At 37.7% G+C, this 16,389-nt stretch carries 12 protein-coding genes and 2 pseudogenes; 9 read left to right on the top strand and 5 right to left on the bottom strand.

Annotation, left to right across the window (positions count from 1 at the left end; translation table 11 throughout):
* The first annotated feature begins 136 nt into the window (after positions 1–136).
* The 8 genes and pseudogenes from ACXAEA_RS21265 (at position 137) to ACXAEA_RS21230 (ending at position 7,038) form a co-directional block, all read left to right on the top strand.
* Positions 137–460 carry a ribonuclease E inhibitor RraB gene (locus tag ACXAEA_RS21265; RefSeq protein WP_475097837.1) on the top strand — a complete coding sequence of 108 codons (324 nt, stop codon included), beginning with the start codon at positions 137–139 and terminating at the stop codon, positions 458–460.
* A 15-nt stretch (positions 461–475) separates the two neighbouring features.
* On the top strand, positions 476–1,183 hold the full coding sequence (locus tag ACXAEA_RS21260; protein ID WP_475097836.1) for a M48 family metallopeptidase: 708 nt from the start codon (positions 476–478) through the stop codon (positions 1,181–1,183).
* 322 nt (positions 1,184–1,505) lie between these two features.
* Positions 1,506–2,498: an LLM class flavin-dependent oxidoreductase gene (locus ACXAEA_RS21255; protein WP_475097835.1), complete on the top strand. Its 993-nt coding sequence runs from the start codon at positions 1,506–1,508 to the stop codon at positions 2,496–2,498.
* A gap of 203 nt (positions 2,499–2,701) precedes the next feature.
* Positions 2,702–3,322: pseudogene (locus ACXAEA_RS21250) on the top strand (MFS transporter); the annotation flags it as partial.
* Positions 3,323–3,358: 36 nt separating this feature from the next.
* Complete coding sequence (locus ACXAEA_RS21245; protein WP_475097834.1) at positions 3,359–4,315, top strand: ornithine cyclodeaminase family protein; 957 nt, start codon at positions 3,359–3,361, stop codon at positions 4,313–4,315.
* Between the two features lie 352 nt (positions 4,316–4,667).
* Positions 4,668–4,823, top strand: a pseudogene (locus ACXAEA_RS21240) (molybdopterin-dependent oxidoreductase); the annotation flags it as partial.
* Between the two features lie 584 nt (positions 4,824–5,407).
* On the top strand, positions 5,408–5,821 hold the full coding sequence (locus ACXAEA_RS21235) for a hypothetical protein (RefSeq protein ID WP_475097833.1): 414 nt from the start codon (positions 5,408–5,410) through the stop codon (positions 5,819–5,821).
* Between the two features lie 2 nt (positions 5,822–5,823).
* The gene (locus ACXAEA_RS21230; protein WP_475097832.1) at positions 5,824–7,038 is read left to right on the top strand and encodes a DGQHR domain-containing protein; all 1,215 of its coding nucleotides are present in this window, start codon (positions 5,824–5,826) and stop codon (positions 7,036–7,038) included.
* 938 nt (positions 7,039–7,976) lie between these two features.
* Here ACXAEA_RS21230 and ACXAEA_RS21225 read toward each other — a convergent pair.
* From ACXAEA_RS21225 to ACXAEA_RS21210, 4 genes are all read right to left on the bottom strand, one after another.
* Entirely contained in the window at positions 7,977–9,158 is a 1,182-nt protein-coding gene (locus tag ACXAEA_RS21225) for a restriction endonuclease subunit S (protein WP_475097831.1), read from the bottom strand.
* A 3-nt stretch (positions 9,159–9,161) separates the two neighbouring features.
* Positions 9,162–10,715 carry a type I restriction-modification system subunit M gene (locus tag ACXAEA_RS21220; RefSeq protein WP_475097830.1) on the bottom strand — a complete coding sequence of 518 codons (1,554 nt, stop codon included), beginning with the start codon at positions 10,713–10,715 and terminating at the stop codon, positions 9,162–9,164.
* Positions 10,716–10,740: 25 nt separating this feature from the next.
* Positions 10,741–11,325 carry a restriction endonuclease subunit S gene (locus ACXAEA_RS21215; RefSeq protein ID WP_475097829.1) on the bottom strand — a complete coding sequence of 195 codons (585 nt, stop codon included), beginning with the start codon at positions 11,323–11,325 and terminating at the stop codon, positions 10,741–10,743.
* 111 nt (positions 11,326–11,436) lie between these two features.
* Positions 11,437–14,190 (bottom strand): type I restriction endonuclease subunit R, encoded by a 2,754-nt coding sequence (locus ACXAEA_RS21210; RefSeq protein WP_475097828.1) that lies wholly within the window; start codon positions 14,188–14,190, stop codon positions 11,437–11,439.
* Positions 14,191–14,512: 322 nt separating this feature from the next.
* Here ACXAEA_RS21210 and ACXAEA_RS21205 point away from each other — a divergent pair, with 322 nt between their 5' ends.
* Positions 14,513–15,778, top strand: coding sequence for a hypothetical protein (locus ACXAEA_RS21205; protein ID WP_475097827.1), 1,266 nt, complete (start codon positions 14,513–14,515; stop codon positions 15,776–15,778).
* Positions 15,779–15,987: 209 nt separating this feature from the next.
* On the opposite strand, the gene ACXAEA_RS21200 is transcribed toward ACXAEA_RS21205, so the two are convergent.
* Positions 15,988–16,272: a hypothetical protein gene (locus tag ACXAEA_RS21200; RefSeq protein WP_475097826.1), complete on the bottom strand. Its 285-nt coding sequence runs from the start codon at positions 16,270–16,272 to the stop codon at positions 15,988–15,990.
* Between the last annotated feature and the right edge of the window lie 117 nt (positions 16,273–16,389).

Here is a 16,389-nt window from a genome sequence, read left to right as displayed (position 1 = left end):
GGAACCGGTAAAGTAAAAAATTTAAAGCAAAAGGTTATTTACATTATAACACAACAATCTCATAATCAAATGATTAGCAGAAATTTAGCAAGTGAATGATAATGACAACATAGAAGGCACACAAATGGAGGAATGGATGATGAAATTTCCAAACGACGCAGATGGAGAAGCATTGCGCAGTTTGTTTAATGAAGGTGTCAGTTTTAAAAAGCCGCAGCCAATCGAGTTTTTTATCGCTGTGCCGGATAAGGCAACGGGCGAGAAGCTTCTGCCCGTATTGAAGGAAGAAGGCTTTCATGGCTTACTCGAGCAGGATGATGAGACAGATGAGTGGGTTTGCAGTTGCTCGAAAAGGATGCTCCTTAACCATAGCGAATTAAAAAAAGTGCAGGAAAAGCTGGATAAAATAAGCAAGCCTTACGGCTGCCATTCTGATGGCTGGGGAGTATTTATAGAATAAAATGCAGGTGATGACATGCTTCATTCTTTTTTGGGTGAAACAATCGGGTATGATGTGATTTATAAAAATCGGAAAACAATCGGCATATATATGGATTTGTACGGCCATGTCGAAGTCCACGCTCCTAAGGGGACCTCAGATGCAAGTGTGCTTCAAATCATAGAAGGCCAATGGGACTTGATCCTGCAAAGGGCAAAGGAAATGAAAGAGCGGGCCTCAGCCGGCAGGGAAAAAGAGTACGGACCAGGCGGACAATTTCTATATTTGGGCAGGCTCTATCACATTCTGATTTCCCAGGACGCAGATATTGAAAAAGACAATGCCGTGTTCGAGGCAGACAAGCTCCACGTATACGTGAAAGAGCAAAATGAAGAGAGTATCAAACAGGCTTTAAAGCGATTTTACTATCAGCAGTGCAAGGCATTGGTCGAAAAACGGGTTAAATTTTATCAAAGCGAATTCAAAATAAAGCCGCGCTCGATTCGAATCACGGACAGTAAGACGAACTGGGGAACGTGTGATTCCATGAGGAATTTGACATTCAATTGGAAGCTGTCCATGGCACCAATGGAAGTGATTGATTATGTTGTCGTCCATGAAATGTGCCATATGGTCCATATGAATCACGACCGTTCATTTTGGCGGCTTGTCGGAAAAATCATGCCTGAATATGAACGGTATGAGCGCTGGCTCGCTGTGTCGGGGTGGAGGATGGAGGTTTAGTGAAGCGGGGGTGACAGATCCTCTCAGCGGAGCAAAAAACTTCAAAAATATTATCCTTATCCTAAAAAGGGATAGATGAGGACTCTTTTCTGTTGGAATCGGTAAGTTACATCATCCCCTTCCTCATGGTTATATTCATACTGGCATTTGGAAAGAGCTTGCTTCCAACAAAGTATTCCCGGAGCAAAATCAGATACATTCTAAGGAATGTTCCACCTTGCATTAAAGCAGTTTGGCAAAAGATACTGGCTTTGAGTAGGAAGTGTTGGCAGAGGGTATTAATACAATTATGCATACCTGTTTAACGGTGGAGGTTTACCTATTGAAATTAAGCGTTCTTGATCAATCAGTCATAAGTAAAGGGGACTCGGCAAGCACCGCTTTACAAAAAACAGTAAAACTGGCTCAACTGACTGAAGACCTGGGCTACACTCGTTTTTGGGTAGCGGAACATCATAATACGAATGGAATAGCAGGGTCCTCTCCAGAGGTCCTGATTTCTCATATAGCTTCAAATACTAGGAAAATCCGTGTAGGTTCGGGCGGTGTTTTGCTTCCACAGTACAGCCCCTATAAGATTGCTGAAAACTTCAAGCTATTAGAAGCCTTGTTTCCGAACCGTATTGATGCAGGAATTGGGCGTTCACCAGGCGGTTCCGCTATAACCCGATTGGCACTCACAGATGGATTAAGGAAAAGCCTGAATGAATTCCCCCGGCAGGTTAAGGATCTGCAAGGCTTTTTAGTGAACCATTTACCCATAGACCACCCTTACCATGACGTCAATGCCTTTCCTGTGACAGGCAGCATACCGGAAGTGTGGCTTTTAGGGATTACACATCGGGGGGCAAGGCTGGCCGCAGAAAGTGGTACAGCTTTTACTTATGGACATTTTATCACTCCGGTTAATGGAGAACAGGCCCTGGACTATTACTATAAAAACTTTCAGCCCTCGCCAATGCTTGCAAAGCCTAAAGTAAATGTATGTGTGTTTGTTGTTTGTGCCCCAACACAGGAAAAAGCTGAAGAAATCGCCCTAAGCCAGGATATGTGGCTGTTATCAGTTGAAAAGGGTGGAGACACTAGGATCCCTGCCGTCGAAGAGGCCAAAAACATACCCTTAACAAGGGATGAACGAAAGAAGATACAGGAAAATCGAAAACGCATGATTATTGGTACACCCCAAATGGTTAAGGATGAAATTCTTAAATTGAGTGAAATGTACAAGACTGAGGAATTCATGATTATCAACAATGTATATAACTTTCAGGACAAAATTACAACCTACACATTATTGGCTGAGGCGTTCCTTTAAACAAAAGGACGGTTCTTTTGCAGAAAGATGCAGAAGAACCGTCCTTTTTACTTTTATTTATTACAAGCGATTTACGGTGGAGGACGCGCTTGGCTGCCCCAAAGCACGGGGACGTATCTAATGCTTCTTTTCCGTTAACCACTAGAGAAGGAGCACAGGGTACGTCCCTGTGCTCCTGAAGAGACTGTAGAACCGTCCCGCTGTCGCTTTGCTATCACTGGAAAGAAGTGCTGATCACAATCGGTGCGAAAGTGGTGGAGACAGCTCCATTCTATATTTTCAGTACATTCATAGTTTCGTATGCGACAAGTACTCTGGGATTCAGTCGCTCTGCTGTGTTAGGTTCCGTCATGGTATCAACCGTTATTACGACCATCCTTATCCCAATCATGGGAAGTCTGTCAGACCGCGTTGGCCGAAAGAAAATGTATATCGCAGGTACATTAGCGATGATGGCTTTCGCTTTCCCATACTTCTGGATGATTCATCAAGGCAGTGTACTAATGCTGGTGTTGGCGACGATTATCGGCCTGGGAATCATTTGGGCTCCGATTACGGCAGTACTTGGAACGATGTTCTCTGAAATCTTTGATGCCAAGGTTCGCTACACTGGTGTCTCACTAGGTTATCAAATCGGCGCCGCAGTCGCTGTCGGTACAGCGCCGCTCGTTGCCACAGCGCTGCTCGCATCATTCGATAATTCCTACGTCCCAGTTGCACTCTACATCATGTTTACTGCGGTCGTGTCACTGATTGCAATCTTTGCAGTGAAGAGCCGCGTTGAACCAACTGTGATCAATGGTAAAATGAGCTCGGCCAAATAATTTGGCCGAGTTTTTTCATAAAAGGAGAGATTCTATATGCTTATACTGAACGAACAACTAATCCAATCTATATATAAAATTGAAGATGCCATTCGAGATGTCGAAGCCATGTTGGTAGCCATTCATGAAGGACGTGTTGAAAATCCTCATCGGACAGTACTGAATGTCCCCGAACGCAACGGATCCGTTCTCTACATGCCAATGGCAGCGACCAAAATTGTCTCGATTTTTCCTGAAAACAGCTCAGCTGATCTTCCGACCACACAAGGAGCCATTTTACTCACAGAACTCGAAACAGGAAAACATATAAGCTTACTGTCCGCTTCTTACCTGACACGATTGAGAACCGGCGCATTAAGTGCCATATCAGCTCGGCACCTCGCCAGGCCCGACAGTCAAGTGCTGACCGTCATTGGCACAGGCGGAATGGCGTTTGAACAAGTACTAGGAATAGTGAATGTCCTGCCGATTCAAGACATCTATTTAATCAATCGTTCCATTGATAAGACATACACATTCAGCGAAAAGCTCAAAGAGGCAGGGATTACCGCTAAGATACATACTGGTGTCGACCGAAACGAAGCCGTCGCCCAGTCAGATGTCATTTGCTGTGCGACCCGATCAACCGAAGAAGTCTTTGATGCCAATTATGTAAAAGCAGGGACACATATCATCGGTGTAGGGAGTTATTTACCTGAAATGCGTGAGATTCCATTAGGTGCGATTGAAAAAGCAACATTGATTTATGCGGATGATTATGAGGGGATGAAAGCGGAAGCAGGAGAATTCATTGATGCCGTGCAACGAGGGAAATGGTCATTTGAGCAGCTTTCTGGGACGTTAGCTGAACTTCATGTGAGTCATGTGGAACGTGGGGTTGAGGATGTTACTATATTTAAATCAGTTGGAGCGGCTCATTTTGATTTGGCTGTGGCGAAGGGGGTTTTTGAGAAGGCGGAGGAGATGGATGAGGGGGAGGAGATTTTTTTGTAGGATTTGTGGGACAAGGGAGTGAACCTGTGTCCTAAAATTTTTTAAAGGGTTTTATTAACACCTGATCCACACTAATCTTTAAAAATATACTTACAAAGACACACCATGGTTCATTTATTTGGATTCCTGAATAGACACGAGAACCGTCCCTGTGTCTATCGTGTCGTTGTCATGTGAAGAATTCGTCAAATTGAAGAGGACAGTCCAGGTCAGTGATTTTCACTGCGTTACTGGATGGTCCGTGCTTCATGTCACGTATGAAGGCATTCTGCTGAAAGATCTTATGAAGAAAGTATAGCTGAAAGAGAACGCAACCCATCTGAAATTTTATTAGGGCGACGGTGTCTATACTGACTCATTATCCCTTGAACAGGCAGCCATGGATGATGTCATGGTCGCTGTGCTCATGGATGGAGAGCTGATCCCGTCAGATTATGGAGGCCCAGTCCGGCTGATTGTACCCAAAATTTATGCCTATAAATCCGTGAGATGGCTTGTCGGAATCTAAGCTATTGATCATGTACATGAAGGCTACTGGCAAGTGAAGGGATATGATACCGATGCATGGGTGAAATCATAAGAGACAACTTGAGCTAATCTAGTACAGAAAGATAGAGCGTGTACAAAAAAAGGCAGCAAACAGGGAGCAAGGGTGACGGAACTTTTGCTCCTTTTTTCGTAATTGTTTTTTGAAGCAAAAGGTACGTCCCTCTGCTTCCTCTCATTTTTCTCCTTGTAAAGAACGGATTCAACCAAGATTTATTGGGGTTTTTCTTAACTATTTAGGTTCCCGAATGCGGCGCGAGAACCGTCCCTGCGTCTTGAAAAAGGTAATTGTGTAGTGATTGCAATTAACCTTTAGTCAAAAGAATTCCTTAATATAAATGGCTTTTTTACTATTAGAAAAAAAGCCAATCTGTATTTAGGGAAGAGGGAGGATTTTAGAGGACTATGCCCATAAACCTCATTTAGATAATAAATGGGGGTTTTTATACGTGGAACTTCGAATAAAAATATAATTTACACTTATTTGTATATTTTGGTAGAATTATAGAATAATTAGTCAAAATTTAGCGAATAAGGAATGGTAAAATGTGGTTCTTAAATTTATTTAAACGAGTTTGGGATGAAATTGATGATTTAGTAATAAATAGTATTAGTGGGTTTATAGTCAAAATGGTTATTTTCTATTTGAGTTTATTGGCTGTTTGGATTATGGGAAAGAACAGTGATATTATAATGCACATCAATAGTGGTGAGACCGCATTTTCCACTATTATATTTTACCTATTTCTTATTGTTGGAATTGGAAAATATCTTAATAAACATGGGGTAAAGGTTTATTATGATTTTATAGACAGTAAAAATTTTCATAGCGCAAGAGTTAAGAAGAGAAAAAATCAACTGCTTGAAGACTCAATGGATCAGTTACCAGGTAAGAGTGGGAAAATTCTAGAATCTAAAGCGGATGAAATCAATGAATTTACCCCATCTGAGGAGGATTAGGCATGAGATTACCTATTATAGAAATAAACCAAGATGGTAATGTTTTTTATATTAGTAAAATAAAAGCAAGAGACTTGATAGGCATATCGACTACAAAAGTTAGAAAGAATTATACAAAAAATGATCATAAGAATTATTTGGATGAGGTAGAAGACCGTATTGAAAAGGAAATTAGTCAAGGTGAGATATGGTATTTAAAAGACACCAAAGAAAATACAAATATACAAAGGAAAAAAAGTGAAGAAAGATTAAGGGAAATAGGAAAGTATATTTCTAAAGTAAATTCTATTTTTCCAAATGCAATTATCATTTCACTTAACAAAAAGAATGAGGATGACGAATTAGATTCAAACACCATCTCAATTGGTGAGAATGAGTTATACTTTGATGAATCAAAACTTATAGCAACAATAATCGATGGACAACATCGCTTAGGTGGATTTAATTATACTGATAACAAGGATTATTATTTAGATAACTTTGAATTAATTATTACTGTTATGATTGATTTAGAAGTAGCCCTGCAAGCTGAGTTGTTTGGTACGATAAATGGTAAGCAAAAACCAGTAAGTAAATCTATCTTATATGACTTATCGGAACTTTCAGAGGAAGAATATACTGAAACAGTGACAGCGCATCTAATTGCTAAATGGTTCAATGTAGATAAGTCATCTCCCTTGGCTGGAAAAATTAAGATGCTTGGTTATGGGGAAGGTACTATTTCACAGTCGGCGTTTATAGATGCTCTATTACCCTTAATTGAGGAAAAGAGGGTTTTAAAAAGTAATACTAGAGTTTTTCCTGTATTTAGGAAATATTATTTAAAAAATGATAATAAAACTATAATGCAAAATCTTTTTAATTACTTCCATTGCTTTGCAGAGTTATTTCCACTTGAGTGGAATTATGAAATGAAGCGTGGAGATGAAATAAAATATATACTTAATAAAACCACAGGAATAAGTGGAATATTATTTGCATACCCGACAATCTTCGCATACTGTGAATATCATAAGAATTTTAAGCGGAGTTTCCTCTTAAGTCTTTTAGAGAACTTAAAAGAGGTTGGATTTTCTTTTACATCTCAGGAGTATTCAGGAGGAAGTAAATCAACACAAAACAAATTAGCCGATGACATACTTAAAATATTATTTACAGAGAATGAAATAGAGATGTATCGAAGGGAATATTACTTACACCATTACAATGATAATTAATGAAAAAGGGGTTGTTTAATGAACTGTGCCCCGATTACGGACAATTTTAAAAAAGTGCCTATGCAGCCAATAAGTGGCCCCGGTATTCTACCGGGGTCATTTTATTTAAGCCTCATTGATGATTATATTCTTCGATTACACGATCTACTTCTTTCTTTACATCCTTTATATTATCAAGTGATTTATACTCTGCTAGTCTTTAAAATGGCCAAAGAAACTTTCCATTGGTCCCGATGTTCCAACAGTTTCCCTTTCGGGACATTGATTGAGTTATGCTAAGCTTTTTCGCTTTGCTTTGGAATAGAGGATGTGGGTAGTGCATTCCTTGGTCAGAGTGCAACATGGCCTCTGAATGAAAATGGTTGCCAACAACTGCCTTTAACTTTTTTAACGTCTTACAGACAATATCCATCTCTAAAGACGTGGAAAGGCAGTAGGCAAGAATTTCTGTTGGATGAAACGTGTGGAGGGTTCTTCCGTATCAGCAAATTGTATATTTTAACAATTTATGAAACGCCAGAACCGTCTCTGTGTTTCACGCTTTTAGGTTTATCTTTGATAAATTACCTAAATTAATCCCAGGTTGTGCAGAAACCACTTGGAAAAATTTAAGTGATTTTTTTAAATCAGAACGCTGCATCAAATATTTTAAATAATTCGGTTCATAATGTGACGAAGCACGCATTATAGCTACACTTCTTAGAAAGACAATTTCTTTATCCATAAATTTTTTATAAATTGCAATTTCTCCAATAGATCCTGGACGTGGGGACGGTTCTTCTGCTTCATCACATTACATAATTTAACAATTTGTGAAACGCTAGAACCGTCCCTGTGTTTTACTGAGATAGAACCATCTCTCTATTTCTCTATAACTGAGAGCATTTTTACCTGAAAACAACACAGCAGCAATCCATTTTAGTGGATTGCTGCTGTTTTTAAATGAATAATTGTTGCATGAAAGCCTGTTTTTGGTGTTTAAGAAAGCTCAATTTTATTTCTTCATGTTGAATTTTATTTTCGAATGCTATAAAGAAATTAGCTATTGCCAATTGTTCTTCTCTTTGGGGGAGAAATATCTTTAAGGACTTTAAGATATTTGCAGATAAATTCCCTTGTCCACCTTGTAAATATATATTTAAGATATTTTCTTTCATGTATTCTAACCAATATTTAATAAAGAATTTATTTTCATCAGTTCTAATACAAAGAATAGCTTGATTAATAGCCCCAGTTATCTTAGAAATAGCGACTTCACCACTAGTTGCTCCATATAAAGCATATAAAAGATCACCTTCATTTACCATTTTAGCTGAGGATTTAGTCAAGGCTTCTTCAGTTATAAATAACTCTGTTTTATTAGAATGAAGTTCACCGGATCTAATAAACGGAATAGAACCATTGTAATATTTCCGATTTGATACAGATGGGGTACCTCCTGAAAACGTATTTGATATTTCTCCTAGTTTAAAATCTTTCCATTCAGAATAATTTTGTCCGTTCTCATCATGAAATCGCAATTCCTGATTAAAAATCTTATCCATATAGCCTTTCTTCTGCTGTTTAAGTAAGTCAATTTTCTCTTGTTGAAGGGCTACTTTTTGAGTTAACTTTTTAAATAAAGATACAACTTTTTCTTGTTCTTCTATAGTAGGTATATAAACAAATCGTTTTTTCCAATCTTCAATATTAAAAACCATTTTTTCGATATCTATTCCGTAACTACATAAAAAATAAAGTTTCTTCATAAAAGTGGTTTTAGAAAGCAAATTAAAATACTCTGTTAAAGTTAAATCTTCTTTCCCTCTAGCAATGGTGTATTCATTTGAAACAATAGCGCCATCAAATTCTTCAGGAACTATTTCACAAGCACCATGTACTATTTGACGTTTTGAAATAAGAAAATCCCCACTTTTTATATAAAATTGAGTTGGGGTTTTAATATTTGATCCCTTATATATACCTCGACTTACAATACCCTCATTACGTCTTTTAACAGTTACAAGTTGGTATTTTTCTTCTGATACTAATTTACATGGTCTTTGATAAAAATCTAACAGGTCACCGATTTTATACTCTTTAAATTTAGTGGGATTAGTAAAAGTTTTAGACGGTAACATAAACTACACCCCTAACTCTTTAAAGAACTTCTCTAACTCTCTATCCACTTCTGCAATTTCTTCATCGATTTCCTTCAGACGTTGTACCACTGCTTGTAAATCAATTGGCTCTTCTTCTTCAAATGTATCGACATAGCGAGGTATATTTAGATTGAAGTGATTCGCCTTAATATCATCCAATGTTGCTGCATAGGAATATTTGTCAATTGTTAAGCGGCTTTGGAAACTTGTAATTATTTTTTCAACATGTTCGTCTGTTAGATGGTTTTGGTTTTTGCCTTTTTCGAATTCATTCGAGGCATCAATAAATAATACATTATCGTCATGCTTACGCCATTTTTTAAATACAAGTATACATGTGGTAATACTTGTACCGTAGAAAATGTTTGGGGGTAAACCAATCACAGCATCTAAGTAATTTTTCTCTTCAATTAAATACTTTCGAATTACTTCCTCTGCGGCCCCGCGGAATAGGACGCCGTGTGGCAATACAACTGCCATCGTACCGTTATCATCTAAATGATGGATAAAGTGCTGGATAAAGGCGAAGTCTGCCTTGGATTTTGGCGCTAGTTTTGCATAGGCACTAAAGCGTTCATCATCCTTGAATTTGTCATCTGCGCTCCATTTAGCTGAGTATGGAGGATTAGCGACAATTGCTTCAAATCGTTGGTCGATATGTTGAGGTTCTTCTAATGTATCGGCGTTACGAATATCAAAACGCTGGTATGGTACGTCATGCAGTAGCATGTTCATTCGAGCTAGGTTGTATGTTGTTGATACTTTTTCTTGCCCGTAGTATTTGTGAACCCTTGCTTCTTTCCCTACACGAAGCAGCAATGAACCTGAACCGCAAGCCCCGTCATAGACATCACGAATTTCTGTTTTTCCGGCAGTAACGATTTTTGCTAAGATCTTTGAAACCTGTTGTGGTGTATAGAATTCGCCGGCCTTTTTACCAGCATTTGCTGCGAATTGAGAAATCATATATTCATAGGCATCGCCTAGTACATCAATTTCAACATCGTCCTGTAAAAACGGGATGTCAGCAATGTTCACAATGACTTTACTTATTAGGGTCGTACGATCCTTTACTGTACGTCCCAAACGTGATGATGTTAAGTCCATATCATCAAATAGATGTTGGAAATCGTCCTGGCTGTCTGCTCCTAGAGTAGAAGATTCAATTGCTTTAACACCGTTTTGAAGCATTTCGATATCGAAGCTGCCATTGGCACCTTTTTTGATTTCTTCCAGGAAGTGAGAGAATAGGAATTGTGGCTCGACAACATAGCCTAATTCATCGATTAGGTACTCAGCTAAATCATCTCGATATTCTTCATTTTTCCATGCTTCAGCATATGAAATATTGTCTTCTTGTAACAAGACATTTGAGCGTGCTTCTACTTTTTCAGAAAGGTAGCGGTAGAAGATTAATCCTAAAATATAATCCTTAAATTCGCTGGCATCCATCTGGCCTCGAAGATCATTTGCCATTGCCCATAATTTTTTATGCAGCTCCGCCTGTTGAAGGCGTTGTTTTTCGCTTGAAGTCATTAAAAATTCCTCCTAAAATAATTTTTCAAACTAAACTTTGAATGAGCTTTTGCTGTATATACACCTGTTGTAAATCTGTTCTTTCAGCCATCAATGCAGCTTTTCGTTTTTTGAGCTGCGCGATTTTGCCAATGATGACCTGTTGATGGACAGGTGGTAAATCTATTTCTATATCTTTAACATTTGATAATTTTAATGAAGGAGTCACTGTGCCTTCACATAATACCGCCAATTGCTTCTGTATAAATGGGTGTTCATTAAAGTACCATTCAAAGAAGGCTCTATCTACATTACTGGTTAATTGAATTTTAATAAAGTTATTTGTTAACAATAACCCACTGTATTTCTCTGGTAACAAAGCGATTTTCTGTGTTTGCGTATGTAGAATAAGACTATTCGAATCGGTTAAAAGCTGAGGTGTCATTTTATCCTTTGGTACAGTAATTACCCCATTTTTTTCTTTTGAAATACGGTAAGTAAAGCCGAGTGTCTGGTTAAATTCCTTTAAAGAAAGAGGTTTAACTTTAAATGTCATCTCATCAGAAGAAAAGGTTTCTAAACGGTTTGTAAAAGCACCCTGGGTAACTTCTGCGATTTCGCCGAGTTTCATCATACACCTTCTTGATATTTTTAAATATATCATAACATAGATGGTGATTGAAAATGATATTTTTAAAAATATCACAAAACGAGAAGAGCGCTTTGCTAGCGCTCTTCAGAATTATGCTCCATACTTTTCAGTAAAGTCTCGAATAAATGTGGTTATCGCTTTGATGGCTTTGTTCTTTTTGAGGAAGGAGCCTGATAAAGAATCCATGATTGCATTCTTTTCAATCAGATTGGAATACTCGTACGTGGAGACTTGTTCGCGTAATACGCTGTCTTCAATATCTACTGTTTTCGCAAACATGGCGAGTTCATGCTCGCTCATTTCTTCTTCGTAACGATTGTAAGCATCTATAACTGATTCATTAGGAGCAAGTTTTGGTGCTACCTTATCCAAAAATCCTTTAATCAGTTCAATCTTAAGACGAAGCTTTGGATCTGATGCATGATCCAGTTCCTGTTTGATGAAACGAATCTCTCTGTCACGTTCTTCATAATTTTCAGTGTTGAGGTTGGCGATAAGATTCAAGATGTAGCTGACATTAATTTTGTCTGTGTGCATGAGTTCCAACTCGAAATCGATGTCATGCAAAATCGATTCTTTCGGCACTTCGCTACGCTTGAAATCTTCGTATACTTTGAAGTATTTGCTCTTGTAATCCTCATATGATTGCTGCGAAATTGTCAACTCTGTCTCGTTAAATTCAAAATCAGAAAATGATTGCAAGCGCTGAAGGAACTTCGTTATATTCTTGAATGCAACGATAAAGCTTCGTTTATCTTCTTCTCGTTCTAGTTCGTCAACTTCTTCTGGAATGACTGCAATCTCCCGTAAATTTTTCACCGCTTCTTTGAATGCGTTTAAATATTCCTCGTAGCTGCCCATTAAAACGGTATCAACATTGTCAGTTCGAGAGAATAACTTGATAGCATCATCTGTATTTTCTTTTAAGTTGCGGTAGCAAACGATATTTCCGTACGGTTTCGTTGCCTTCTCAACACGGTTCGTACGGCTGTATGCCTGCAGCAGGTCATGATACACCATGTTCTTATCTACATAGAGAGTATTGAGCGGCTTACTATCGAATCCGGTCAAGAACATTTTTACGACTAGCAGAATATCAATCTGAGCATTTTTCACTTTTTTCGATACGTCAGAAAAATAACGATCCCAAGTTTCTGTCGAGTAGTCTGTGTCGTACATTTCGTTATAATCGTCAATCATGCGGTCAAGCGCTTCACGAGAATGTTCGCCTGTTCCATCGCTTTCCTCATTTTGTCCATATGAATAGATACCTGCGATTTTTAAGTTGTGATCTTTCGACTTAGAAATATCGTAATACTTAATTAATGTAGGAATAGAATCGACTGCGAACATGGCGCAATATCCTTTGCTCTTCGAACGCCGTTGATGATTTTCAATGATGTGGTCAGCAACGAGATTCAAGCGGCGTTCATCATGCCAAACTTCATCGGTATCAATTCCTGGTACTTTTGTTTTATCATTTTCATTAATCTTGGCGTTGAACGTACGAATATATTCAACTGAGAAACCTAATACATTTCCATCTCTGATTGCATCCTTAATGAGGTAATAATGCAGACACTTTTCAAAAAGGTCAGCAGTGGTACGTCCGTCCTGGCTCTTGTTCTCTTTGAAGCGAGGCGTTCCTGTAAAACCAAAGTACTGGGCATTTTTAAAGTGATGATCAATTTCCTTGCGCATGTCTCCGAATTGACTGCGATGGCATTCATCAATGATGAAAACAACACGTTCCTGTTTATATGGTTCCATGATATGAGCGTACTTAGGATTCTTAATCGCATTGTTCATTTTCTGGATGGTGGTCACAATGAATCGCTTCATTGGATTCTGAATCTGTTCGATTAGAACCTCTGTTTTATCAGTCCGGTCAACAGCGCCTTTTTGGAACTTGTTGAACTCTGCGGTCGTCTGGCTGTCCAGGTCTTGCCGGTCCACTAGGAAGAACACCTTAGTGATGCTTTCCTCATCAGCTAGAATTTGCCCGGCTTTAAAAGAAGTCAAGGTTTTACCAGAACCAGTCGTGTGCCAAATGTAGCCGTTATTATTTGTTTCCGTTGCTCGTTTTACCAAGGCTTCTACTGCATAAACCTGATAAGGACGCATAACCATCAAGGCCTTGTCCGTATCATTAATGACCATATAGCGACTGATCATTTTTGCCAGATGGCGTGGCTGCATGAACGCTCTTGCAAAATCTTGTAGGTTTGTGGTCAGTTCATTGTTTTCGTCCGTCCAGAAGAACGTAAAGCCAAACTGGATGTCATAGTCGGAGTTAGAGAAGTACTTTGTATCCACTCCATTACTCACCACAAAGATTTGCAAGAAACGATACAGGCCATTGAAAGTATGACGGCGGTAACGCTGGATTTGATTGAAAGCTTCTTTGAAGTCCAGTCCACGTCGCTTCAGTTCGATTTGAACAAGGGGCAGGCCATTGATCAGGATTGTCACATCATAACGATTAACATAGGTGCCTTTTACCGTAGTTTGCGTCGTCACCTGGAACAAGTTCTTGCACCAATCTTTTGTATTCATAAGTTCAACATATAGCTGCGTGCCGTCTTCACGCTCAATCAGCAATTTGTCACGCAAGATTTTCGCAGAATCGTATATGCTTTTACCTTCAATGAGTGTAAGGATTCTAATAAATTCTTTATCAGTTAACGGCTGCCCGTTTAATTTATGATGGTTGAACGTATTTAGCTGCTGTTTGAAATTAGCTAATAACGCCTCATAGTCAGCAATTTTTACTGCTTGATAACCTAGATTAACAAGTTGAATATGTAAGTTCTTTTCAAGCGCTGCTTCGGATTGGTATGCCATGCTTATAACCTCCTTTACATGGTCTTGATTTTATTATACTTAAAAATTGGGGACATGGTTTCATTTATTATACAAATTTCCATATATTGTTTTTATCTGATTATATCTTCCCCAGCCTTAAAGATCTAATAAAGAAAGTATGGATAAGCCCACCCTTTAAAGTGGCTATAGGGAATTATAATGCAAATAATTGGAATGAATAGGGTATTATTCAGTCAGATGAAATGGTACAATTTGGATAACAAATGTAATACAAAACTCAATTCTAAAAATCTAAAGAAAAAATTAATTAATCAAAGTAAAGTTGGAAGGCTGATAGAAAATGAGTAGAATATTAAGAATGTCCAGACTGGAACCAGAAGATGTTTTTAGTCCTCGTAAAGAATATGATCCAGAAATGTATGTATCTCGCCCAGTACATGAACGACAATTTAAAAACGCTCTTAGAAATGATTTATGTATCTTGGTTCATGGTCAGAGTGGTACAGGAAAGACTTGGCTTACGAGAAGGGTTTTAATTGAAGAAGAATATTATTTTAAACCGATTAACTTAGCTAGTGCATCATCAGCACAAAGTATATCTATATGTTTTAAAAACATAATGGCTAGAGAAAATTGGCAAATAAGGACTAAATATACTGAGACAAAGAAGGCAAATGTAAAAGTAGCTGTAGCGGATGGTGGAATAAGTCATACATCGGAATATATTAATGATATTGATTATTTTTTAGAGTTCTTAAAATTTATGAAATATCGAGCAAAAAATAAAGATAAAAAGAGATACATAGTATTTGAGAATTTTGAAGCAATCGCTAATAATGAAGAACTGTTAAAGGAACTTACCAACCTTATCATTCTAATTGATGATGATGAGGTCCTTAAATATAACACTAAAATTATTGTGGTAGCTGCAACGAGTGATATACAGAGTTATTTTAAAAAGGTCTCTAATATTAATACTATTGATAATAGAGTCATGGAGCTTCCGGAAATAAGAACACTTTCAACACAGCAATCATTTGAATTGGTTGAGAGAGGTTTCTCTAAATTAGATATAACTTTTCAGTCTATTGCGGATAAGCAATTATATAAAGAAAAAATTGCGTGGGTCACAGGTGGTGTACCTCAAAGATTACATGAATTCTGCCTGGAATTAAGTTTAATGTGTAAAGAAAATGACTGGACCGCAAAGAAAGAATATTTGCTGGAAGCAACTAAAACTTGGTTAACCACTTCTTTAGGCAAGAATTACGCAGCAATATCTAAAATTTTTATATACGATTCACAGAAAATATCTAGGAAGAATCAAGTTTTATTTTGTTTAGGGTTAAAAGAGAAAGATCAGTTTACTTCAGGTGAAATTGCTCAAGACATGAGCGATGAATTTCCTAATTCAATAGGGGACAAAAAACCGAATGTTACACAAATAATGAATAATCTCTGTAAAACAGACCCTGTAATACTTTATAAAGATGAAGATACAAGGAAGTATAGGTTCGCGGATAATAAATTCGCTCTATGTTTAAGATCAATGTTATATAAGCAAGAAGGAGAAAGTATTGGCATATACGATTTGGATGAAATTTAATATTCGATATTGGATTGGTCATTGGTTCTGCTTTAAAGATCTTAAAGGCATTGAATCGAAAAAACGATAAGCATTTCAATCTGCTTATCGTTTTTTTTTTAGGAAACGTGGCGACGGTTCTTTTGTTTCAGTAAATTTCATATTTTTACAATTTATTAACCGCAGGAACTTTCCCTCTGTTTTCGCACTGAGAACTAGGGCTTGATTGGTTAGTCTTCCTTCATATCCATCTGGATAGAATGTCTACACTTAGGGCATTGTGCTCGTACTTTAAATGTTTTTTTCTGAGGATTAACAATCTGAGCAAGTTGTTCTGCAATTCCTGGTAAAGAAAGTATCGCTGTTACTATTGCTACTGTATTTATTAACTCTGCATCTTTCAAAGAATTCTTATCTATTAATAGTAGATAAAGCAAAAACATAAATCCAACAATGAATAGTGCTAATGACACTCTAGAAATAAAATTAATAAATTTCTTTATTTTTTTCCACATTTTATCTCCTCCTAAAGGTAATACGAAACGACTTACAGGGAGGATTCAATTTAATGTTACTCTCAAAATTGTCAATAACATCGTAATTACCAACCAACTTGCTAAAATTCGACTAAA

This window comes from Mesobacillus sp. ABV4_180 (assembly GCF_056158485.1).
The sequence above is the reverse complement of the archived record's forward strand: the minus strand, read 5'-3'. Positions and strand labels throughout refer to the sequence as shown.

What these genes read in the sequence shown, in the direction of transcription:
- ACXAEA_RS21245 (WP_475097834.1), top strand. Translation starts at nt 3,359, where the DNA reads ATGCTTATACTGAACGAACAACTAATCCAATCTATATATAAAATTGAA.
- ACXAEA_RS21225 (WP_475097831.1), bottom strand. Translation starts at nt 9,158, where the DNA reads ATGTTACCGTCTAAAACTTTTACTAATCCCACTAAATTTAAAGAGTAT.
- ACXAEA_RS21215 (WP_475097829.1), bottom strand. Translation starts at nt 11,325, where the DNA reads ATGAAACTCGGCGAAATCGCAGAAGTTACCCAGGGTGCTTTTACAAAC.
- ACXAEA_RS21210 (WP_475097828.1), bottom strand. Translation starts at nt 14,190, where the DNA reads ATGGCATACCAATCCGAAGCAGCGCTTGAAAAGAACTTACATATTCAA.
- ACXAEA_RS21265 (WP_475097837.1), top strand. Translation starts at nt 137, where the DNA reads ATGATGAAATTTCCAAACGACGCAGATGGAGAAGCATTGCGCAGTTTG.
- ACXAEA_RS21220 (WP_475097830.1), bottom strand. Translation starts at nt 10,715, where the DNA reads ATGACTTCAAGCGAAAAACAACGCCTTCAACAGGCGGAGCTGCATAAA.
- ACXAEA_RS21205 (WP_475097827.1), top strand. Translation starts at nt 14,513, where the DNA reads ATGAGTAGAATATTAAGAATGTCCAGACTGGAACCAGAAGATGTTTTT.
- ACXAEA_RS21260 (WP_475097836.1), top strand. Translation starts at nt 476, where the DNA reads ATGCTTCATTCTTTTTTGGGTGAAACAATCGGGTATGATGTGATTTAT.
- ACXAEA_RS21230 (WP_475097832.1), top strand. Translation starts at nt 5,824, where the DNA reads ATGAGATTACCTATTATAGAAATAAACCAAGATGGTAATGTTTTTTAT.
- ACXAEA_RS21200 (WP_475097826.1), bottom strand. Translation starts at nt 16,272, where the DNA reads ATGTGGAAAAAAATAAAGAAATTTATTAATTTTATTTCTAGAGTGTCA.
- ACXAEA_RS21235 (WP_475097833.1), top strand. Translation starts at nt 5,408, where the DNA reads ATGTGGTTCTTAAATTTATTTAAACGAGTTTGGGATGAAATTGATGAT.